General features: G+C 39.1%; 20 protein-coding genes and 2 tRNA genes. 17 read left to right on the top strand and 5 right to left on the bottom strand.

Features of this window, described 5'->3' with window-relative positions; all coding sequences use genetic code 11:
* Window positions 1-143: 143 nt before the first annotated feature.
* From QM877_RS09840 to QM877_RS09825, 4 genes are all read right to left on the bottom strand, one after another.
* Entirely contained in the window at window positions 144-1,226 is a 1,083-nt protein-coding gene (locus QM877_RS09840; protein WP_414318304.1) for a M24 family metallopeptidase, read from the bottom strand.
* Between the two features lie 115 nt (window positions 1,227-1,341).
* The gene (gene gatD / locus QM877_RS09835) at window positions 1,342-2,124 is read right to left on the bottom strand and encodes a lipid II isoglutaminyl synthase subunit GatD (protein ID WP_414318303.1); all 783 of its coding nucleotides are present in this window, start codon (window positions 2,122-2,124) and stop codon (window positions 1,342-1,344) included.
* Window positions 2,124-3,467 (bottom strand): lipid II isoglutaminyl synthase subunit MurT, encoded by a 1,344-nt coding sequence (murT, locus tag QM877_RS09830; RefSeq protein WP_414318302.1) that lies wholly within the window; start codon window positions 3,465-3,467, stop codon window positions 2,124-2,126. The genes gatD and murT overlap by 1 nt, the downstream gene beginning before the upstream one ends.
* Window positions 3,468-3,565: 98 nt before the next feature.
* Window positions 3,566-4,882, bottom strand: coding sequence for an FAD-containing oxidoreductase (locus QM877_RS09825; protein WP_414318301.1), 1,317 nt, complete (start codon window positions 4,880-4,882; stop codon window positions 3,566-3,568).
* Window positions 4,883-5,221: 339 nt separating this feature from the next.
* Between QM877_RS09825 and QM877_RS09820 the strand changes: the two genes are divergently transcribed.
* From QM877_RS09820 to QM877_RS09775, 10 genes are all read left to right on the top strand, one after another.
* Window positions 5,222-6,799 (top strand): DEAD/DEAH box helicase, encoded by a 1,578-nt coding sequence (locus QM877_RS09820; protein WP_126419914.1) that lies wholly within the window; start codon window positions 5,222-5,224, stop codon window positions 6,797-6,799.
* A 269-nt stretch (window positions 6,800-7,068) separates the two neighbouring features.
* On the top strand, window positions 7,069-7,857 hold the full coding sequence (codY, locus tag QM877_RS09815; protein ID WP_414318300.1) for a GTP-sensing pleiotropic transcriptional regulator CodY: 789 nt from the start codon (window positions 7,069-7,071) through the stop codon (window positions 7,855-7,857).
* Entirely contained in the window at window positions 7,857-8,432 is a 576-nt protein-coding gene (locus QM877_RS09810; protein WP_070459159.1) for a cysteine hydrolase family protein, read from the top strand. Before codY ends, QM877_RS09810 begins: the two co-directional genes overlap by 1 nt.
* 81 nt (window positions 8,433-8,513) lie before the next feature.
* Window positions 8,514-8,599 (top strand) — tRNA-Leu (locus tag QM877_RS09805).
* A 133-nt stretch (window positions 8,600-8,732) separates the two neighbouring features.
* Window positions 8,733-10,010 (top strand): ABC transporter permease, encoded by a 1,278-nt coding sequence (locus QM877_RS09800; protein ID WP_414318299.1) that lies wholly within the window; start codon window positions 8,733-8,735, stop codon window positions 10,008-10,010.
* 13 nt (window positions 10,011-10,023) lie between these two features.
* Entirely contained in the window at window positions 10,024-10,671 is a 648-nt protein-coding gene (gene vex2, locus QM877_RS09795) for an ABC transporter ATP-binding subunit Vex2 (RefSeq protein ID WP_004252438.1), read from the top strand.
* A 47-nt stretch (window positions 10,672-10,718) separates the two neighbouring features.
* Window positions 10,719-12,098 carry an ABC transporter permease subunit Vex3 gene (vex3, locus tag QM877_RS09790; protein ID WP_414318298.1) on the top strand — a complete coding sequence of 460 codons (1,380 nt, stop codon included), beginning with the start codon at window positions 10,719-10,721 and terminating at the stop codon, window positions 12,096-12,098.
* A 70-nt stretch (window positions 12,099-12,168) separates the two neighbouring features.
* Window positions 12,169-12,825 carry a response regulator transcription factor VncR gene (gene vncR / locus QM877_RS09785; RefSeq protein ID WP_315639598.1) on the top strand — a complete coding sequence of 219 codons (657 nt, stop codon included), beginning with the start codon at window positions 12,169-12,171 and terminating at the stop codon, window positions 12,823-12,825.
* Entirely contained in the window at window positions 12,822-14,144 is a 1,323-nt protein-coding gene (gene vncS / locus QM877_RS09780; RefSeq protein ID WP_414318297.1) for a sensor histidine kinase VncS, read from the top strand. Before vncR ends, vncS begins: the two co-directional genes overlap by 4 nt.
* Window positions 14,145-14,288: 144 nt before the next feature.
* Window positions 14,289-15,170 (top strand): class II fructose-bisphosphate aldolase, encoded by an 882-nt coding sequence (locus QM877_RS09775; protein ID WP_049531395.1) that lies wholly within the window; start codon window positions 14,289-14,291, stop codon window positions 15,168-15,170.
* A gap of 149 nt (window positions 15,171-15,319) precedes the next feature.
* Here the strand turns inward: QM877_RS09775 and QM877_RS09770 are convergent, their stop codons facing one another.
* Complete coding sequence (locus QM877_RS09770; protein ID WP_268718273.1) at window positions 15,320-15,781, bottom strand: helix-turn-helix transcriptional regulator; 462 nt, start codon at window positions 15,779-15,781, stop codon at window positions 15,320-15,322.
* 440 nt (window positions 15,782-16,221) lie between these two features.
* On the opposite strand from QM877_RS09770, the gene QM877_RS09765 reads away from it, so the two are divergent.
* The 7 genes from QM877_RS09765 to QM877_RS09735 all read left to right on the top strand — a co-directional run bounded on the left by QM877_RS09765 (window position 16,222) and on the right by QM877_RS09735 (window position 20,423).
* Complete coding sequence (locus QM877_RS09765) at window positions 16,222-16,566, top strand: hypothetical protein (protein ID WP_125423419.1); 345 nt, start codon at window positions 16,222-16,224, stop codon at window positions 16,564-16,566.
* Between the two features lie 14 nt (window positions 16,567-16,580).
* On the top strand, window positions 16,581-16,787 hold the full coding sequence (locus tag QM877_RS09760; RefSeq protein ID WP_125423422.1) for a hypothetical protein: 207 nt from the start codon (window positions 16,581-16,583) through the stop codon (window positions 16,785-16,787).
* A 416-nt stretch (window positions 16,788-17,203) separates the two neighbouring features.
* On the top strand, window positions 17,204-18,196 hold the full coding sequence (locus tag QM877_RS09755) for an ABC transporter ATP-binding protein (protein ID WP_414318296.1): 993 nt from the start codon (window positions 17,204-17,206) through the stop codon (window positions 18,194-18,196).
* 1 nt (window position 18,197) lies between these two features.
* A complete protein-coding gene (locus QM877_RS09750; protein ID WP_414318295.1) occupies window positions 18,198-19,016 on the top strand; it encodes an ABC transporter permease in 819 nt (272 codons plus the stop codon).
* 1 nt (window position 19,017) lies between these two features.
* Window positions 19,018-19,803, top strand: a complete 786-nt coding sequence (locus QM877_RS09745) for an ABC transporter permease (RefSeq protein WP_049489185.1) — start codon at window positions 19,018-19,020, stop codon at window positions 19,801-19,803.
* A 38-nt stretch (window positions 19,804-19,841) separates the two neighbouring features.
* Window positions 19,842-20,303 carry a GNAT family N-acetyltransferase gene (locus QM877_RS09740; protein WP_414318305.1) on the top strand — a complete coding sequence of 154 codons (462 nt, stop codon included), beginning with the start codon at window positions 19,842-19,844 and terminating at the stop codon, window positions 20,301-20,303.
* A 47-nt stretch (window positions 20,304-20,350) separates the two neighbouring features.
* Window positions 20,351-20,423, top strand: a tRNA-Thr gene (locus QM877_RS09735).
* The last annotated feature ends 283 nt before the right edge of the window (window positions 20,424-20,706 follow it).

Here is a 20,706-nt window from a genome sequence, read left to right as displayed (position 1 = left end):
CTTCCGGAACTTTGAAAACTTTAAAACTAGAATCCTCATTGCTTTGAACATCAAAAAGGAGAGAACCATGTTGGTCCTCTCCAGGTTATAACTTTTCATCAACCCACTACAGTTGACAAAGAGCCATTTTTTATAGGTTTATTTTAATCAAAGTAAAGCAAATCTTTGCTGGTGCTTGTGAAGAGGTCAAAACCGTCTTTGGTAACAACACCGCAGTCTTCGATACGAACTCCGACTTTACCAGGGATGTAGATACCAGGTTCAACTGAGAAGCACATGCCTTCTTCGATAACCATGTCGTTTCCTTCCATGATAGATGGGAATTCGTGTACATCCATACCGATACCGTGACCGAGGCGGTGATTGAAGTACTCACCGTAGCCAGCTTTTTCGATCACTTCACGAGCTGCGCGGTCTACTTCATGAGCTGTCACACCAGGTTTGATAAAGTCAAGGGCAGCTTGTTGGGCTTCAAGAGTCAAGTTGTAAATATCTTTCTTGAATTGGTCAGGTTTACCAACAGCGACTGTACGAGTCATATCTGATGCATAACCATTCACCATCACACCGAGGTCAAAGAGGAGAAGGGCATTGTTTTCAACCTTGTTAGCTCCAGGGATACCATGCGGATTTGCAGCATTATCACCTGTTAAAACCATAGTATCAAAACTCATTTCGTAGCCTTCACGTTTCATAGCAAAGTCGATTTGCGCAATGATATCAGTTTCCGTATTATCAAGAGAGATATTATCAAAACCAACTTTAACAGACTTGTCGGCGTAAACACCTGCAACCATCATCTTTTGCACTTCGTCTGCTGATTTGATCAAGCGCATGCGCTGGATTAGTGGAGTCAAGTTTTCAAATTCAGCAGCTTCAAAGACAGATCTTAAACCGTGGTATTTAGTCAAGATGAGATTATCAAACTCAACTGCTACACGTTTGAAATCAAGCTGTGGCAAGGCATTTTGGATTTTTTTCCAAGGATTTTCAGAGTCCACATAACCAACTACTGGGAATGAAACAGTGCTAGTTGCACGCTCAACCTCAAGTGCTGGAACGAAGAGAAGTGGTTCTTGGTTTCCAAGGACAAAGAGGAACATTTGGCGTTCGTGGGGATCACTGTAAAAGCCAGTGAGGTAATTGATAGTGACGGGGTCAGATACGACTGCGACGTCTAACTTTTCAGATTCGAGATATGTTACAATTTGTTGTAATTTAGACATATGTTACCTTCTTTCTACCCCTCTATTTTTGCAAAAATTAGTAGAAAATGCAAGGGAGAAGGGGAAAAGAAACTAAAAAAATTCCAACAGCTAATAGCATGTTGGAATCTAAATATTAATTGAAGTCTGCCTTGCTTTTAACATCGCTGTATTCTTCAGCAACTTCTTGGCTAAGGATATCCTCATAAGCTGGAAGGTCGATATCCTGACCATATTTTTTCTTAAGAGCAGTAGTGACCAACCGATAGGCTAGGTTGGCATTACGAGATAAGATAGGCCCGTGGAAATAAGAACCAAAGACATTTTTATAGTGAACACCTTCACCGACCTTTTCTTCATTGTTTCCATTTCCATAAACAACTTGGCCAAGCGGTTTTTGGTCCTCTGAAAGGAAGGTGCGGCCTTGGTGGTTTTCAAAGCCATAGTAGGTTTCATTAAACTCTTCATTATGAATTTTAATGTCACCGATGAAGCGGTTGTTGGTTTGGTTAAGGGTGTAATGTCCCATGACACCTAGACCTTCGATGCGTCTTCCAGAAGCTTCAATATAGTATTGGCCTAATAGCTGGAAGCCACCACAGATAGCTAGGACAACCCCATCATTTTGGATAAAGTTGTCAATGCTCTCTTTTTTATCTGGCAAATCACCAGCAATGATGCTCTGTTCAAAGTCCTGACCGCCACCGAAAAAGGCAATATCGTAGTGATGTTCATCGAAATCATCATGGAGAGAAACGATGTCAACTGTTACGTGAGCACCCAGCTTTTCAGCGACGTACTTGAGCATGAGGATATTCCCGTTATCTCCGTAGGTGTTCATGAGATTCCCATAGAGGTGGGCGATATTTAGCTGGTACGGATAGTTGCTGTCTTTTGAGGAAAGTGAAGTATAAACCATTAGTTCATCTCCTTTCTAACAAGCTGACGATTGGCTAGTAATTCTCGAAATTCCAGCATAGCCGTATATGTCGCAAGGATATAGGCATGCTTGCAGTCTTGAGCTTCGATTGTTTTGAGAACTTGTTCCAGGCTACTTGTTTCAGTGATTTTATCAGCTGGATAACCAGTTACTCGAAGACGACGAGCAATTTCAGAATGACGAACTCCACCTGCATTGATTTCAGGAATGTCCATATCAGTAATTTGCTCAAAGTCAGCATCCCAAATCCAGCTGGTATCAATCCCGTCCGCGTAGTTGGCATTGAGGAGAACAGATAGACTAAATGGGTAAGGAGCGAGTTTGATCATTTCGATGGCCTGGGTAGCACCAACAGGATTTTTAATAAGAACCAGTGTGCACTCCTTGTCACCGATATGGAAGGTTTCTTGGCGTCCAAAGACAGCACGGCTCTTGTCAAAACCTTGCTTGATAAGTTGTGGCTCAGCTCCGAGGAAGCGAGCAATAGCAACCGCAGCCAGAGCATTGTAGATGTTGTAGAGACCGCCGATTTGAATACCGTATTCTTGACCGTCGATGACAAAGCGAGAGCGATTGTTGGTCAATTCAACCAGTTCAGTCAGACGATAATCCAGCTCAGGACGCTTGCATCCACAATTATCACAGATATAAGCTCCCAAGTTGGCATATGTATTTAGCTCATATTTCAAAATACTTTGACATTCAGGGCAGAGGATACCTTCAGTATTGTAGTGAGCAAGCTTTGCTGGACCTTTTTCCAAATCAAAACCAAAATACTGAACAGGATTTGGAATTGTAGGTTTGTAGAAAAGAGGACTGTCACCATTCAGCAGAACAGTAGCAGTAGGAACTTTTCGAATAGCGTCCAAAATCATGTTGTAGGTCGTATAGATCTCACCGTATCGGTCCATCTGATCACGGAAGATATTAGTGATAACGAAAAGGCTAGGCTGGATGTAGTCACAGATACGTGAGAGACTAGCTTCGTCGATTTCAAGGACTGCAATATTTTTTCCAGTTTTTGAAGATTTGGCAGTCAAGAAGGTAGTTGTAATCCCTGTGATCATGTTGGCACCACTTGGATTGGTCAAAACTTGACCATAAATTTCCTTTAGGATACCAACAGTGAGAGCGGTCGTCAAAGTTTTTCCATTGGTACCAGTTACTACAACAATCTCATAGTTCTTTGCTAAATGTTGTAAAATATCTTTATCAAGTTGAAGGGCAAGTTTTCCAGGGAGAGTACTTCCACGTCCAAGACGACTCAAAATAAAATGAGAAGAACGCCCAGCAAGAAGGCCCAAAGTAGTTTTTAATTTCATGTTTCTATTATATCATAAATGCTGAAAAAGACAGATTTGAGATTTTAGAAAAAGAAAAACAGCCCAAGGAGGGCTGTTCGATGCGATGAAATTTCAACTTAAATCGCAAATAAGTCATTCAAGTTCTCAGCCAAGGTTGGGTGAGTGAAGATTTGTTTTGTGAAGTAAGTGTATGGGATTTTGTTGTCCATAGCAACAGTAATGATGTTGATGATTTCTTGTGATCCTTCAGAGAAGATAGTTGCACCGAGAATTTCTTTGGTTTCAGTATTGACAACTGCTTTGAAGGCTCCACGAAGGTCTCCGTTTACGTGACCACGAGGCATAGCAGCGACAGGAATTTCCTTAACAGCATATGGAAGTTTCAAATCAGCTGCTTGGCTTTCAGTCAAACCAACTTGTGATAGGGCAGGTGTGATAAACATAGTGTTTGGCACATTGAGACGGTCTTCAAGTGTGTAGCTACCATCACCAGCAAGGTAGCTGTAGACAACACGGAAGTCATCAAGTGAAATGTAAGTGAATTGAAGGCCACCGTTGACATCTCCAACTGCAAAGACACCAGGAACGTTTGTTTGACAATGTTTGTCTACTTTAATAGCCCCACGTTCAGTAAGTTCAATATCTGTATTTTCCAGTTGAAGTGGCTCTACGTTTGGTTTACGTCCAGTTGCGTAAAGAAGGACATCGAAACGGTAGGTTTCGTTTTCAGTTACGACAAGGACTTGGTCGCCATCATTTTTGATTTCAGTAGTACGGATATTTTGAAGCAATTCAATACCGTCTTCTTCCATGTATTGTTTAGCAAGAGAAGCGATGGAAGGTTCAGCGCGTGGTAAGAAAGTGTCCATAGCATCTAGGACTGTTACCTTGCTGCCAAGTTTATTGTAAAGACCTGCAAATTCAAGACCGATATTACCACCACCGAGGATACCAAGTTTTTCTGGTAATTGTTCCAAGTTTTGGATACCAGTTGAATCAAAGACATTTTTGCTAGTTGCTAGACCTGGGATTGGCAATACGTTTGAAACAGCACCAGTGTTGATGACGATTGTTTCAGCAGTTAGTTCTTGTTTTTCGTCACCAGCTTGAATTTCGATGACTTTATTAGAAACAAAGTGAGCTTCAGCATCAATGATATCAACTCCAGTACCAGCGATCGTAGCATAATTTTTACCGTTAAGGCGACCAGTGATAGTGTTTTTGGTAGCAATGACTTCTTCAAATGGCAAGTCTTTCTCAGCAGCAACTAGCAAGGTTTTAGTTGGGATACAACCGATATTGATACAAGTTCCGCCGTACATCGCCTTACTACGTTCGATAAGGGCAACTTTTTTACCAGCAGAAGCCAGCTTAGCAGCCAGAGTTTTACCTGCCTTACCAAATCCAATAACAATTAAATCGTATGTTAACATTTTTATTCCTCCTGTTCGATTTTCATTCTAGCACAAGAAAAAAACTTTTGCACAAATCTGCTACGGAAAATAGTTTCAGGAACCGAATGCTCTAACAAATACTTTTTGAGTGAAGCAAATCGAAAGAAAATCGTTTACATGATTTAATCGGGAGGTTAGACTATCTTTTGCCCCTCTCTTATGTTATACTAGATAGGTTGCAAAGAAAGCAGTACTTTTCTTTTGTGGAAAAGAAGCAACACGGTCTTTCATAAAAGATATGAAAGTACGTCATGACAAGAAAAGTATAAACTAAGCGCTATAGGATGGCTTCGCACCATCTTTAGAAAGAAGAATAACGTGAAATTTAATGAATTTAACCTTTCTGCTGATTTATTGGCAGAAATTGAAAAAGCAGGATTTGTAGAAGCAAGTCCTATCCAAGAGCAAACTATTCCTTTGGCTCTTGAAGGAAAAGATGTTATCGGTCAAGCACAGACTGGTACAGGTAAAACAGCAGCCTTTGGCTTACCAACCCTTGAAAAAATTCGTACAGAAGAAGCAACTATCCAAGCTTTGGTGATTGCCCCAACTCGTGAACTGGCTGTTCAAAGCCAAGAAGAGCTTTTCCGCTTTGGTCGAAGCAAGGGAGTCAAAGTCCGCTCAGTATATGGTGGATCAAGCATTGAAAAACAAATCAAGGCTCTTAAATCAGGTGCGCATATCGTAGTTGGAACGCCTGGTCGTCTCCTAGACTTGATTAAACGCAAGGCCTTGAAATTGCAGGATATTGAAACCTTGATCTTAGACGAAGCAGATGAAATGCTGAACATGGGATTCCTCGAAGACATCGAAGCCATCATCTCTCGTGTCCCAGAAAATCGTCAAACCTTGCTCTTTTCAGCAACTATGCCAGATGCTATCAAACGTATTGGTGTTCAGTTCATGAAAGAACCTGAGCATGTGAAAATTGCTGCTAAAGAATTAACAACAGAACTGGTAGACCAGTACTATATCCGCGTTAAGGAACAAGAAAAATTTGATACCATGACTCGTCTTATGGATGTTGATCAACCTGAGTTGTCAATCGTCTTCGGTCGTACTAAACGTCGTGTGGATGAGTTGACTCGTGGGCTTAAAATCCGTGGTTTCCGTGCAGAAGGGATTCATGGAGATTTGGACCAAAACAAACGCCTTCGTGTCCTTCGTGATTTTAAAAATGGCAACCTTGATGTCTTAGTTGCAACAGACGTGGCTGCTCGTGGTTTGGATATTTCAGGTGTGACTCATGTTTACAACTATGATATCCCACAAGATCCTGAGAGTTATGTTCACCGTATTGGTCGTACAGGTCGTGCAGGTAAGTCAGGTCAATCTATTACCTTCGTTTCACCTAATGAAATGGGTTACCTCCAAATCATTGAGAACTTGACTAAGAAACGTATGAAAGGTCTCAAACCTGCAAGTGCAGAAGAAGCCTTCCAAGCTAAGAAGCAAGTAGCTCTTAAGAAAATTGAACGTGATTTTGCGAATGAGGAGATTCGTAGCAACTTTGAGAAGTTTGGCAAGGATGCTCGTCAATTAGCCTCAGAATTCAGCCCAGAAGAATTGGCTATGTATATCCTCAGCTTAACTGTTCAAGACCCAGATAGTCTTCCTGAGGTTGAGATTGCACGTGAAAAACCTTTACCATTTAAACCATCTGGTGGTGGCTTTGGTGGCAAAGGTAAGGGAGGTCGTCGTGGAGATGACCGTCGCGATCGAGATCGCCGTCGCGACAATCGACGTGGTGAACGTCGAGATGACTTCAAAAAAGGCAGTCGCAAAAACGACCGCTTTGAGAAGGAAAACCGTTACCGTAAGGATAATAAAAAACCACGCAATACTTCAAGCGAGAAGAAAACTGGTTTTGTAATCCGTAACAAGGGCGATAAATAATAAAAAAGCGGTTCACTGAGGTGGATCGCTTTTATATATAAGGAGACCGAGAGTTACGTAAAAATTAATACTAGAAGTCATATCTATATATTTGTTATCTTGTAATATTATATTATCAAAAAATGGAGAAGCTGTCAACAAGAAAATTGAAAAAAATATAAAAAATTGCAAATGTAAGAGAATTGCAATGCAATAAGCAATTTTCAGATAATTATTGAAATAAAGACAGTTTTGTGATATAATGGAAGCGATTAAATACGAGGTGAAAAATGGCACATTTATTAGAAAAAACGAGAAAAATCACATCTATCTTAAAGCGTTCGGAGGAGCAACTACAGGATGAACTTCCCTATAATGCCATTACACGTCAATTAGCCGATATCATCGACTGCAATGCTTGTATCGTCAATAGCAAGGGGCGTTTGTTGGGCTACTTTATGCGCTATAAAACAAACACCGATCGTGTAGAGCAGTTCTTCCAAACAAAGATTTTCCCTGAGGACTATATCCAAGGGGCAAATATGATCTACGATACGGAGGCCAACCTCCCTGTGGAACATGATTTGACTATTTTCCCAACTGAAAGTCGCTTAGACTTCCCAGATGGTTTAACAACTATTGCTCCAATCCACGTTTCTGGGATTCGATTGGGTTCTTTGATTATTTGGCGAAATGACAAGAAATTCGAAGATGAGGATTTGATCCTTGTTGAGATTGCCAGCACGGTGGTTGGTATTCAGCTTTTGAACTTCCAACGTGAAGAAGATGAGAAAAATATCCGCCGTCGCACAGCAGTGACTATGGCGGTCAATACACTTTCTTACTCTGAGTTACGAGCAGTATCAGCTATTTTGGGTGAATTGAATGGCAATGAAGGACAATTAACTGCGTCAGTCATTGCAGACCGTATCGGTATTACGCGCTCTGTGATTGTCAATGCTCTTCGGAAGCTCGAATCAGCAGGGATTATTGAAAGTCGTTCATTAGGTATGAAGGGAACTTATCTAAAAGTTTTAATCCCAGATATTTTTGAAGAAGTGAAACAGAGGGACTATTAATGGCTAAGGCTTTAATTTCGATTGACTATACAGAAGATTTTGTAGCGGATCATGGAAAATTGACAGCAGGAGCTCCTGCTCAAGCAATATCAGAAGCAATTAATCAGGTAACTAGATTAGCATTTGACCGTGGAGATTATATTTTCTTTACCATTGATGCTCATGAGGAAAATGATGTCTTTCATCCAGAAAGTAAACTATTTCCCCCTCATAATCTGATTGGGACTAGCGGGCGTAACCTATATGGTAAGTTAGCTGAATTTTATCAGGAACAGGCCCAGGATAGTCGTGTTTTCTGGATGGACAAACGTCACTATTCGGCTTTTTCTGGCACAGATTTGGATATCCGTCTGAGAGAGCGTCGCGTGGATACAGTCATCTTAACAGGAGTTCTTACAGATATTTGTGTCTTGCATACGGCTATCGATGCCTATAATCTTGGGTATCAGATAGAAGTTGTCAAGCCAGCAGTCGCATCCATTTGGCCTGAAAACCATCAGTTTGCACTTGGACATTTTAAGAATACATTAGGAGCGAAACTCCTTGATGAAAACCTCGTTGAAATCAAAGAATAATGTATTCAAAAAAACTGAAAAAAATCTGAAAAAAGTGTTGACAAAGATTATGAAAGTTGATATACTAGTAAAGTAATCGACGCGGGGATGGCGGAATTGGCAGACGCGCAGGACTAAGGATCCTGTGACCGCTTTAGGTCGTGAGGGTTCAAGTCCCTCTCTCCGCATAGGAAAAGAGTTAGCTTTGGCTAGCTCTTTATTTTTATATAAACAAGGGCAAAGATTTTGCTCTTTTTTTGTGATTTCATAAACATTTCATATTTGAATATTATAATGGTTTTACAAATATGGAGGTGCTATATGAATCCCATTCAAAGAGCTTGGGCTTACGTCAGCAGAAAACGACTGAGAAGTTTCATATTATTCTTGATTCTATTTGTCTTATTGGCTGGAATATCGGCTTGTTTGACGCTCATGAAGTCCAACAAAACAGTAGAAAATAATCTCTATCGCTCACTGAATACGTCTTTTTCTATTAAAAGAATAGAAGCAGATCAGACTTTTCAACTGTCTCAATTAGATGACCTTAAAAAGATAAAGGGTCTTGAGAAGATTTCACCTGAGCTAGAAACAATAGCCAAGTTAACTGACAAAGAAGTCGTTACTGGAGAACAAAGTATCCAAAGGGATGATTTGACAGAGGCTGAAAAAAATCTTATCAGTTTGATTGCTTTGGAAGATTCTTCCAAGGATGTTTCTTTTACAAGTTCCGCCTTTACCCTTAAAGAAGGGAGACGTATCGAAAAAGGAGATAGTCAGAAAATCTTAGTCCATGAAGAATTAGCTAAGAAGAATAACTTAAAACTTGGGGATAAGATTAGTTTAAATCCTGGTCAAGTTGAAGGAAATAGTGGACAAAGGCTAGACTATGAAATCGTAGGTATTTTCTCAGGTAAGAAGCAAGAGAAATTTACCGGTCTCTCATCAGACTTTAGTGAAAACACGGTCTATACAGACTACGAAAGTAGCCAAACTCTTCTTGGAAATAAGGAAGCTCAAGTTACTGACGCTCGTTTCTATCTAGAAAATCCAAAAGATATGGATAGAATCATTCAAGAGGTTGAAAAATTATCTCTGGAAAACCAAGGTTACCAAGTCGAAAAGGAAAATAAGGCTTTTGAACAAATCAAGGATTCAGTTTCGACCTTCCAAACCTTCCTACAGATTTTCCTCTATGGCATTATGATTGCTGGTGTAGGAGCGCTGATCTTGGTCTTATCACTTTGGTTACGAGAGCGAGTCTACGAGGTTGGTATTTTATTGGCACTAGGTAAGGGAAAAAGAAAAATCTTTAGCCAATTCTGCCTGGAAGTCATCCTAGTTTCATTGGCATCTATTTTGCCGGCATTTGTAGCTGGAAATGCCATTACTTCCTATCTCTTGAAGACTGTACTAGCAAATGGCGACCAAGTTGCCCTACAAGATACGCTAGCAAAAGCAACGAACCTTTCAACAAGTCTTCTATCATTTGGAGAATCTTATATTTTCCTACTTATAATTAGCTGCTTGTCAGTTGCACTTTGTTTCCTATTTTTATTTAGAAAATCACCGAAAGAAATTTTATCATCCATCAGTTAATAAAGGAGAAATCATGACTTTACTACAATTACAAGATCTTACTTATCGTTATAAGAACACTGCAGAAGCAGTATTATATAAAATTAATTACGATTTTGAACCAGGCAAGTTTTATAGTATTATCGGAGAATCAGGAGCCGGGAAATCCACACTCTTGTCTCTATTAGCAGGACTTGATAGCCCAGTCGAAGGAGCTATCTTATTCGAAGGCAAGGATATTCGTGAACAAGGATATTCTTATCACCGTATGCACCACATTTCCCTTGTTTTTCAAAACTATAACCTGATTGATTATCTTTCTCCATTGGAAAATATCCGCTTGGTTAATAAAAAAGCTAGCAAGGATACCCTTCTTGAACTTGGTTTAGATGAAAGTCAAATCAAGCGGAATGTTCTCCAATTATCAGGTGGACAGCAACAACGGGTTGCCATTGCTCGTAGTCTTGTATCGGAAGCACCAGTGATTTTAGCAGATGAACCAACAGGAAACTTGGATCCTAAGACTGCTGGAGATATCATCGATTTGCTCAAATCTCTCGCTGAGAAAACAGGCAAGTGTGTGATCGTTGTGACCCACAGTAAGGAAGTGGCACAGGCGTCAGATATTACACTTGAATTGAAGGATAAGAAACTGACTGAAACAAGAAAAAATAGTAACTAAAACTTTTAAACATATTAAAAACTGAAGTAAATCTAGAAAGGAATCTTATGTTACACAACGCATTTGCCTATGTCACAAGAAAATTTTTTAAGTCGCTTGTGATCTTTCTTATCATTCTCTTGATGGCTAGTTTGAGTTTGGTCGGCTTGTCTATCAAGGGTGCGACAGCCAAGGCTTCTCAAGAAACCTTTAAAAATATCACCAATAGTTTCTCCATGCAAATCAACCGCAGGGTCAATCAAGGAACTCCACGTGGTGCGGGGAATATCAAGGGTGAAGATATCAAAAAAATTACTGAAAATAAGGCCATTGAATCCTACATCAAACGGATTAATGCTATCGGTGATTTGACAGGCTATGAACTGATTGAAACTCCTGAAACCAAGAAAAATCTAACTGCAGATCGAGCTCAACGTTTTGGAAGTAGCTTGATGATAACAGGTGTCAATGACTCTTCTAAGGAAGATAAATTTGTATCAGGTTCTTACAAACTTGTTGAAGGTGAGCACTTAACAAATGATGATAAACACCAGATTCTCATGCATAAAGACCTGGCTGCTAAACACGGTTGGAAAGTAGGAGACAAGGTCAAACTCAACTCCAATATCTACGATGCCGATAATGAGAAAGGAGCTAAGGAAACAGTAGAAGTAACGATCAAAGGACTTTTTGATGGACATAACAAATCTGCTGTGACCTACTCACAAGAACTTTATGAGAATACAGCTATCACAGATATTCACACAGCTGCCCAACTCTATGGTTATACAGAAGATACAGCTATTTATGGAGATGCTACCTTCTTTGTAGCTGGAGATAAGAACCTAGATACTGTCATGCAAGAATTAGGCTCTATCAACGGTATCAACTGGAAGATGTATACCTTGATTAAGAGTTCATCTAACTATCCTGCCCTTGAACAATCTATCTCAGGGATGTACAAGATGGCTAATCTTCTCTTCTGGGGTAGCTTGAGCTTCTCTGTTCTTCTACTGGCTCTCTTACTGACACTATGGATTAACGCCCGTCGTAAAGAGGTTGGAATTCTCCTTTCAATTGGTCTTAAACAAGCAAGTATTCTAGGTCAATTTATCACAGAAGCAGTTATGATTGCAATTCCAGCACTCATTTCAGCTTACTTCTTAGCTAACTATACTGCTCGTGCCATTGGAAATACTGTTCTTGCAAATGTCACATCAGATGTTGCCAAGCAGGCTAGTAAGGCAGCCCAAGCCTCTAATCTCGGTGGTGGTGCAGAAGTGGACGGCTTTAGCAAGACACTTTCAAGTCTGGATATTTCCATTCAACCTTCTGACTTTGCCATCATCTTTGTACTTGGCTTGGTTCTAGTAGTACTTGTTATGGCACTTGCTTCAAGCAATCTCCTCTTTAAACAACCAAAAGAACTCTTGTTGGATAGTGAATAAAAAACCTGCTACCTATTCTCACTCAAATGAGATATAATATAGGTAGCATTTTTGATAGAAAAGGATTTATATGAAAATTCTAATTGTAGAAGATGAAGACATGATCCGCGAGGGAATTAGTGACTATTTGACGGATTGTGGCTATGAAACCATTCAGGCAGCAGATGGCCTTGAGGCCTTAGAACAATTTTCCAATCACCAAGTTGCTCTGATTCTCCTAGATATTCAAATGCCGAAACTCAATGGTTTAGAGGTTTTGTCAGAAATCCGTAAAAGCAGTCAAGTACCAGTCTTGATGTTGACAGCCTTTCAGGACGAAGAATATAAGATGAGTGCCTTTGCTGCATTAGCAGATGGTTATTTGGAAAAGCCTTTTTCTCTATCTTTGTTAAAAGTACGAGTGGATGCCATCTTTAAACGTTATTATGATACCGGTCGTATTTTTACCTATAGGGACACCCAGGTAGACTTTGACAGTTATAGCGCCAAAGTGGCTGGTCAAGAAGTTGCAGTGAATGCAAAAGAACTGGAAATTTTAGACTATCTGGTTAAAAATGAAGGTCGAGCCTTAACACGGTCGCAGATTATCGATGCTGTTTGGAAGATGACAGATGAAGTCCCTTTTGACAGAGTAATCGATGTCTATATCAAGGAACTACGGAAAAAATTGGATTTAGACTGTATTCTTACCGTTCGCAATGTTGGTTATAAATTGGAGAGAAAATGAGACGTTCAGGTTTATTTAAAAAAATTTTTATCTATACCTTCTCGGTATTTTCTACTTTGGTCATTTGTTTGCATTTGGCCATCTATTTTCTCTTTCCTCCGACCTATCTCAGTCACCGTCAGGAGAGTATCGGGCAAAAGGCTACAGAAATTGCCCAGTCTCTCCAAGGCAAAGATAGTCAAGCTATTCAGGAAGTCCTTGAACTTTATTCTAAAAGCAGTGATATTAAGGGAGCTGTTAAGGGAGAGATGACTCAGGATAAGTTGGAAGTCAATGACAATCTTCCTCTGGATAGACAACGACAAACGGCTTCCTTGGTTATTGAGGAAAGAGAAGTTCAAACTAAGGATGGTCAGACGATGACCTTGCAGTTTTTAGCTTCTATGGATTTGCAGAAAGAAGCAGAAGACATTAGTCTTCAATTTCTGCCTTATACTTTATTAGCGTCTTTCATCATTTCGCTCCTCATCGCCTTTATCTATGCTAGGACTATTGTTGCACCGATTTTGGAAATCAAACGAGTGACTCGACGGATGATGGATTTGGATGCAGAAGTGAGGTTGCGCGTGGATTCTAAGGATGAAATTGGCGATCTTAAAGAACAAATCAACAGCCTTTATCAGCATCTCTTGACTGTGATTGCAGATTTGCATGAGAAAAACGAGGCCATTCTCCAGCTGGAAAAGATGAAGGTTGAGTTTTTGCGAGGTGCTTCCCACGAACTGAAAACACCTCTAGCTAGTCTAAAGATTCTTCTGGAGAATATGAAAGCCAATATTGGACGCTATAAAGATCGGGACTATTATCTGGGAGTTTCTTTGGGTATTGTGGATGATTTGAGTCACCATGTCCAGCAAATCTTATCCCTTTCTTCAATGCAAGAATTGCGAGATAAGAAAGAACAAATCAACCTTCTTGAAATGACAGATTTTCTCTTAAAGGATTATGATTTATTAGCCAAAGAGAGAAAAATCACTGTAGAAAATCAACTCACTGACCAACAAACTTATCTAAATCCTTCAGTACTCAAGCTGATTCTTTCCAACCTTATCAGTAATGCGGTGAAACACTCTGTTCAAGGTGGTTATCTAAAAATTGGTGAAAAGGATGGTTGGATTTTTATAGAAAATACTTGTACAACAGAAGAGCAAGATAAGTTTGAACAATCCTTTACAACTTCTAGTCGCCAAAGTAAGGGAGTTGGTTTGGGACTTTTTGTAGTTAAAAGTTTATTAGAAAACGAAGAAATCGACTATCGTTTCGAAAGATATAACGACCACTTGGCATTTTACATGAACCTGCCTCAGAACGAGGATTAGACCAAGTGGGAAAAGGTTTACATATCTGAAAATAGAAGAAATTCAATCGAAACTACGGGAAAAACTAGCTTTTTTTGCTCAAAAGTGATAAAATGAACAATGTAAATGGGATGTCCCATAAAAATATACAGGAGGCCTGATAAAATGGCAATCGTTTCAGCAGAAAAATTTGTCCAAGCAGCTCGTGACAACGGTTATGCAGTTGGTGGATTTAACACAAACAACCTTGAGTGGACTCAAGCTATCTTGCGCGCAGCAGAAGCTAAAAAAGCTCCAGTTTTGATCCAAACTTCAATGGGTGCTGCTAAATACATGGGTGGTTACAAAGTTGCTCGCAACTTGATCGCTAACCTTGTTGAATCAATGGGTATCACTGTACCAGTAGCTATCCACCTTGACCACGGTCACTACGAAGATGCACTTGAGTGTATTCAAGTTGGTTATACTTCAGTTATGTTTGACGGTTCACACCTTCCAGTTGAAGAAAACCTTGAAAAAGCTCGTAAAGTTGTAGAATTTGCTCACGCAAATGGTGTATCAGTAGAAGCTGAAGTTGGAACTATCGGTGGTGAAGAAGACGGAATTATCGGTGACGGTGAATTGGCTCCAATTGAAGACGCTAAAGCAATGGTTGCAACTGGTATCGACTTCTTGGCAGCTGGTATCGGTAACATCCACGGTCCTTACCCAGCAAACTGGAAAGGTCTTCACCTTGACCACTTGCAAAAATTGACTGAAGCTGTACCAGGATTCCCAATCGTATTGCACGGTGGATCAGGTATTCCTGATGAGCAAATCCAAGCAGCTATCAAACTTGGTGTTGCTAAAGTTAACGTTAACACTGAATGCCAAATCGCATTCGCTAACGCAACTCGTAAATTTGCTCGTGACTACGAAGCAAACGAAGCAGAATACGACAAGAAAAAACTCTTCGACCCACGTAAATTCTTGGCTGACGGTGTAAAAGCTATCCAAGCATCAGTTGAAGAACGTATCGACGTATTCGGTTCAGAAGGTAAAGCTTAATCTAGCTGAACAATACAAAACAGAAACCTGCCCATGAGGGTGGGTTTTTGTGTTTGGACAGTAAATATTGTAATACAAAAAAATAAGCGAAAAACGATTAGATGATTGTTCGTTTTTTGCTTATTTTTTTTATTTCTACGAAATAAATATTATTTCTTGTCTTTTGAGTTCATTAAGGCTGCAACAACTGTTGCCCCAATAATTGGTGCAAGTGAACCAATGATTCTAGAAGCATTTTTAACAGTAGAGGTGGTTGCAATTAACGAAGATGCTTCACTAATTTGTTCAAAATCTACTGATTTATTCTCAGACACCGCATATTTTTCTGATTCATCAAAAAAATTTAGCAACAACTCTGCTCTATCAGCTCTGTCTTGATCTGTTGTTTTTAAATTTTCAATTTCAAAATCTATTACGGTACGTAATGCAATATAATGGAGTTTAGTTAATCTACTTTTTTGAGTTTCAAGATTTCTGATGGTTTGTTTAGTAACTCCTATAAGATTGCTGAGATCTGAACTTGTCCAATTCAAAATCTCTCGAATAGCTTTTAAGTTATTTTGTAGAATTGCTCTTGTATCTTCTGTTGATGGATATTTTTCTTTTAACATATCTTCTTACCTATAATTTTCTATTTCTATTATAACAAAAATAAAATATAATTTAAATAGTTGTCTACGATAAAATGTTTTCCGAAGACAAAAATAAAACATTTGCATAAAATTCTTGACAAGATAAAAATATTGTACTATACTATGCTTATCTAAATAAGAGGTATGTTTTTATGGATATTCAATTGGCATTTATTTTATTGTTAATTTCTTTGTGTATCTTTCTATTGGTTAGAAAGAACATAATTACAAAAAAGTTTACGGACTTTTTGATAAACAATAAAGGATCAGAAATAGATTTCATAGAATCTGGAGACTTAAGTGTCTTAGAATGTGCAAAAATACTGAACAAAAAATATAGAATTGGAATAGTTAATGCATATATAATTGTTTGTTCAATTAAAGCAAGTTAATTTTATATAAAGTAAAGGAGTGTTACAATGGATGAACTTGTAAAAAAAATAGCAGCTTTTGGTTTACCTGGTGTAGTACTAATGATAGCAATGAGTGCGACAGGATTAGCAGGTGGGGCAGCATTGACAGCAGCTTTAGCTGCACTTGGACCTTTTGGAATGATAGGAGGAATAGTTCTTTTAGCAACTATTGGTTTATTAGCCGATAAGATAGCGGAGTTAGGTTATGAAGAAGTTACAAAGCTTGTTCTTAAAGAACATCTTAAAACATCTTCTAAGGAAGAAGCTATTGAATTGGTTAAAAAATATCCTATTACAAAATCGATGAAATTAAAAATAATTGACTACATTGAAAATTTTAATGAAAATTAAAAAGAGGTAATATTATGGCAAAACTATACGAATGTAGAGAGTGCTTACAACAGTTTACAAAAAAGGAAATTGATTGGGAAGCTAGTGATGAAAGATATGAAGATTACTACTGTCATGACTGTTCAAGATTTCTAGAACAATGTGGTATTGATGCGATGGATCCTGATGGATTTGGATACGATGATTATGGTAATTGGGATCCAGAACGTTTAGGTTTTTAGATTTTTATGGGTTTTAACATACTAAATTAGAAATATTTTACTTTATATCTATCCTGCCCTTCTAGGCAGGTTTTTTTTGTATTTTAAGGAAACTATTACGCCAGAATTTTGGACTAATACTCTTCGAAAATCAAATTCAAACCACGTCAGCTTCGCTTTGCCGTACTCAAGTACTGCCTGCGGCTAGTTTCCTAGTTTGCTCTTTGATTTTCATTGAGTATAAAAATGCCATTTTATGAGAGAAATCTCTAATTTTATAATCCATAAGCAAACGCTTGCATTCCGTTTTTTATTGGATTATAATAGGTTGATATAAATCCTTCTGTAATAATATTGAGAAGGTGTAGAAAGTAAGGATTTAGAATGTTTGTAGTCAAAAACACAATGTTGTTATTCCTTACGATAGGGAGATAGATATGGCAATGATAGAAGTGGAACATCTTCAGAAAAATTTTGTGAAGACTATTAAGGAACCAGGTTTGAAGGGGGCTTTACGCTCCTTTATTCATCCTGAAAAGCAGACCTTTGAAGCGGTCAAGGATTTGACCTTTGAGGTACCAAAGGGGCAGATTTTAGGATTTATCGGGGCCAATGGTGCTGGGAAGTCGACAACCATTAAAATGCTGACAGGGATTTTAAAACCGACATCTGGTTTTTGTCGAATTAACGGCAAGATTCCCCAGGATAATCGTCAAGATTATGTCAAAGATATTGGAGTGGTCTTTGGGCAACGCACCCAGTTATGGTGGGATTTGGCGCTACAAGAGACCTACACGGTTTTAAAGGAGATTTATGATGTACCAGACTCGCTCTTTCATAAGCGCATGGATTTTTTGAATGAAGTCTTGGATTTGAAGGACTTTATCAAGGACCCCGTGCGAACTCTTTCACTGGGACAGCGCATGCGGGCGGATATTGCAGCTTCCTTGCTTCACAATCCCAAGGTTCTTTTTTTAGATGAGCCGACCATTGGTTTGGACGTTTCGGTCAAGGATAACATTCGTCGGGCTATTACTCAGATCAATCAAGAGGAAGAAACTACCATTCTCTTGACCACTCACGATCTGAGTGATATTGAGCAACTCTGTGATCGGATTTTCATGATTGACAAGGGGCAAGAGATTTTTGATGGAACGGTGAGCCAACTCAAGGAGACCTTTGGTAAGATGAAGACTCTCTCCTTTGAACTGCTACCAGGTCAAAGTCATCTCGTCTCTCACTATGAAGGATTGCCTGATATGACCGTTGATAGACAAGGGAATAGTCTTAACATTGAATTCGATAGTTCTCGCTACCAGTCAGCTGACATTATCAAGCAAACCCTGTCTGATTTTGAAATCCGCGATTTGAAGATGATGGATACGGATATTGAAGATATTATCCGTCGCTTCTATCGAAAGGAGCTCTAAGATGGTCAAATTGTGGAGACGTTATAAACCCTTTATCAATGCAGGTGTTCAGGAGTTGATTAGCTATCGAGTCAACTTTATTCTCTATCGTATAGGCGATGTCATGGGTGCTTTTGTGGCCTTTTATCTCTGGAAGGCGGTCTTTGATTCCTCGCAAGAGTCCTTGATTCAAGGCTTTAGTATGGCAGATATCACCCTCTACATCATCATGAGTTTTGTGACTAATCTTCTGACCAGGTCGGATTCTTCCTTTATGATTGGTGAGGAGGTCAAGGATGGCTCCATTATCATGCGCTTGTTGAGACCAGTGCATTTTGCAGCCTCCTATCTTTTCACAGAGCTTGGCTCCAAGTGGTTGATTTTTATCTCTGTTGGCCTTCCATTTTTAAGTGTCATTGTTTTGATGAAAATCTTATCTGGGAAAGGGATTGTAGAAGTGCTGGGATTAACTGTCCTTTATCTTTTTAGCTTAACGCTAGCCTATCTGATTAACTTTTTCTTTAATATCTGCTTTGGGTTTTCAGCCTTTGTGTTTAAAAATCTATGGGGTTCCAATCTACTCAAGACTTCCATAGTGGCCTTTATGTCTGGAAGTTTGATTCCTTTGGCATTCTTTCCAAAGCTTGTTGCAGATATTCTGTCCTTCTTGCCTTTTTCATCCTTAATTTATACTCCAGTCATGATTATCGTTGGGAAATACGATGCCAATCAGATTCTTCAGGCACTTGCTTTGCAGTTTTTCTGGCTCTTAGTGATGGTGGGCTTGTCTCAGTTAATTTGGAAACGAGTTCAGTCATTTATCACCATTCAAGGAGGTTAGTATGAAAAAATATCAACGCATGCATCTGATTTTTATCAGACAATATATCAAGCAAATCATGGAATACAAGGTGGATTTTGTAGTTGGTGTCCTGGGAGTTTTTCTGACCCAAGGCTTGAACCTCTTGTTTCTTAATGTCATCTTTCAACACATTCCATCCCTAGAAGGCTGGACTTTTCAAGAAATTGCCTTTATCTATGGTTTTTCATTGATTCCCAAGGGCTTGGACCATCTCTTTTTTGACAATCTCTGGGCACTGGGGCAACGTTTGGTGCGAAAAGGGGAGTTTGACAAGTATCTGACTCGTCCCATCAATCCTCTCTTTCACATCTTAGTTGAGACCTTTCAGATTGATGCCTTGGGAGAACTTTTGGTAGGTGGTATTCTACTGGGAACAACAGTGACCAGCATTGCTTGGACTCTTCCAAAATTTTTACTTTTCCTAGTCTGCATACCATTTGCGACCTTGATTTATACTTCCTTGAAAATCGCGACAGCTAGTATCGCTTTTTGGACCAAGCAGTCAGGCGCCATGATTTACATTTTCTATATGTTTAATGATTTTGCCAAATACCCGATTTCCATTTACAATTCGCTCCTTCGTTGGTTAATTAGCTTTATTGTGCCTTTCGCCTTTACGGCCTACTATCCTGCCAGTTATTTCTTGCAGGACAAGGATGGACTCTTTAATATTGGTGGTTTGATTCTGATTTCCCTTGTTTTCTTTGTTATTTCCCTCAAACTTTGGGACAGGGGATTGGATGCCTACGAAAGTGCTGGTTCGTAAGAGCTAAAGTAAGACTAAAATCAAGAAAGGAACTTATGATGCTTGTTATTAAAGAAGTTAAGGATGAAGAGCAAAAAATGGCAGTAGTCGCTGAGGTTTTAAAGGATTTGCCAGAATGGTTTGGAATTCCAGAAAGTATGCAAGCCTATATCGAAGGAGCCAAGGACTTGCAAGTGTGGGCTGCCTATCAAGAGAGTGATTTAACTGGCTTTGTAAGCTTAGCATACTCTAGTGAAGATTGTGCGGAGATTGACTGTCTCGGCGTAAAAAAAGCTTATCAAGGTAGAGGAATTGGGAGTCAGTTACTTGCTACTTTAGAAAGTGAAGCACGCAAAAAGGTTGATTTTTTGCAGGTGAAAACAGTGGCAGAAGGCTCTAATAAAGATTATGACCGAACAAATGTCTTTTATCGCAGTATTGGCTTTAAAAAACTAGAGATTTTTCCACAACTGTGGGGACCCCAAAATCCTTGTCAGATTTTAATCAAAAAGATAGATTAAGAATCCCTTGACATCCTTCCTTATAGTGCTATACTATAAGTGGATTAGCCGATTTAGCTCAGTTGGTAGAGCACCGCATTCGTAACGCGAAGGTCACAGGTTCAAGCCCTGCAATCGGCATTTTAGAAATGTAAAGAAAAACAAAGAAAATTCAAAATGTTTATTTGAAGGCCATTATCACAAGTTGATTTTTAAAAATAATTTAGTATTTTATTTGAAAAAAACAGTAAAAAGCGCAAAAAATCACTTCCTGTGCTACACTGTAATTGAAAATTTTGGCTCTTTGTCAACTGTAGTGGGTTGATGAAAAGTTATAACCTGGAGAGGACCAACATGGTTCTCTCCTTTTTGATGTTCAAAGCAATGAGGATTCTAGTTTTAAAGTTTTCAAAGTTCCGGAAGC

It is taken from the genome of Streptococcus infantis (assembly GCF_047463655.1).
In the GTDB taxonomy this organism is placed as follows: domain Bacteria; phylum Bacillota; class Bacilli; order Lactobacillales; family Streptococcaceae; genus Streptococcus; species Streptococcus infantis_Z.
Note: the sequence above shows the minus strand (reverse complement) of the source record. Positions and strands in the feature narration are given on the sequence as shown.

What these genes read in the sequence shown, in the direction of transcription:
- QM877_RS09840 (WP_414318304.1), bottom strand. Translation starts at nt 1,226, where the DNA reads ATGTCTAAATTACAACAAATTGTAACATATCTCGAATCTGAAAAGTTA.
- gatD (WP_414318303.1), bottom strand. Translation starts at nt 2,124, where the DNA reads ATGGTTTATACTTCACTTTCCTCAAAAGACAGCAACTATCCGTACCAG.
- murT (WP_414318302.1), bottom strand. Translation starts at nt 3,467, where the DNA reads ATGAAATTAAAAACTACTTTGGGCCTTCTTGCTGGGCGTTCTTCTCAT.
- QM877_RS09825 (WP_414318301.1), bottom strand. Translation starts at nt 4,882, where the DNA reads ATGTTAACATACGATTTAATTGTTATTGGATTTGGTAAGGCAGGTAAA.
- codY (WP_414318300.1), top strand. Translation starts at nt 7,069, where the DNA reads ATGGCACATTTATTAGAAAAAACGAGAAAAATCACATCTATCTTAAAG.
- QM877_RS09810 (WP_070459159.1), top strand. Translation starts at nt 7,857, where the DNA reads ATGGCTAAGGCTTTAATTTCGATTGACTATACAGAAGATTTTGTAGCG.
- QM877_RS09800 (WP_414318299.1), top strand. Translation starts at nt 8,733, where the DNA reads ATGAATCCCATTCAAAGAGCTTGGGCTTACGTCAGCAGAAAACGACTG.
- vex2 (WP_004252438.1), top strand. Translation starts at nt 10,024, where the DNA reads ATGACTTTACTACAATTACAAGATCTTACTTATCGTTATAAGAACACT.
- vex3 (WP_414318298.1), top strand. Translation starts at nt 10,719, where the DNA reads ATGTTACACAACGCATTTGCCTATGTCACAAGAAAATTTTTTAAGTCG.
- vncR (WP_315639598.1), top strand. Translation starts at nt 12,169, where the DNA reads ATGAAAATTCTAATTGTAGAAGATGAAGACATGATCCGCGAGGGAATT.
- vncS (WP_414318297.1), top strand. Translation starts at nt 12,822, where the DNA reads ATGAGACGTTCAGGTTTATTTAAAAAAATTTTTATCTATACCTTCTCG.
- QM877_RS09775 (WP_049531395.1), top strand. Translation starts at nt 14,289, where the DNA reads ATGGCAATCGTTTCAGCAGAAAAATTTGTCCAAGCAGCTCGTGACAAC.
- QM877_RS09770 (WP_268718273.1), bottom strand. Translation starts at nt 15,781, where the DNA reads ATGTTAAAAGAAAAATATCCATCAACAGAAGATACAAGAGCAATTCTA.
- QM877_RS09765 (WP_125423419.1), top strand. Translation starts at nt 16,222, where the DNA reads ATGGATGAACTTGTAAAAAAAATAGCAGCTTTTGGTTTACCTGGTGTA.
- QM877_RS09760 (WP_125423422.1), top strand. Translation starts at nt 16,581, where the DNA reads ATGGCAAAACTATACGAATGTAGAGAGTGCTTACAACAGTTTACAAAA.
- QM877_RS09755 (WP_414318296.1), top strand. Translation starts at nt 17,204, where the DNA reads ATGGCAATGATAGAAGTGGAACATCTTCAGAAAAATTTTGTGAAGACT.
- QM877_RS09750 (WP_414318295.1), top strand. Translation starts at nt 18,198, where the DNA reads ATGGTCAAATTGTGGAGACGTTATAAACCCTTTATCAATGCAGGTGTT.
- QM877_RS09745 (WP_049489185.1), top strand. Translation starts at nt 19,018, where the DNA reads ATGAAAAAATATCAACGCATGCATCTGATTTTTATCAGACAATATATC.
- QM877_RS09740 (WP_414318305.1), top strand. Translation starts at nt 19,842, where the DNA reads ATGCTTGTTATTAAAGAAGTTAAGGATGAAGAGCAAAAAATGGCAGTA.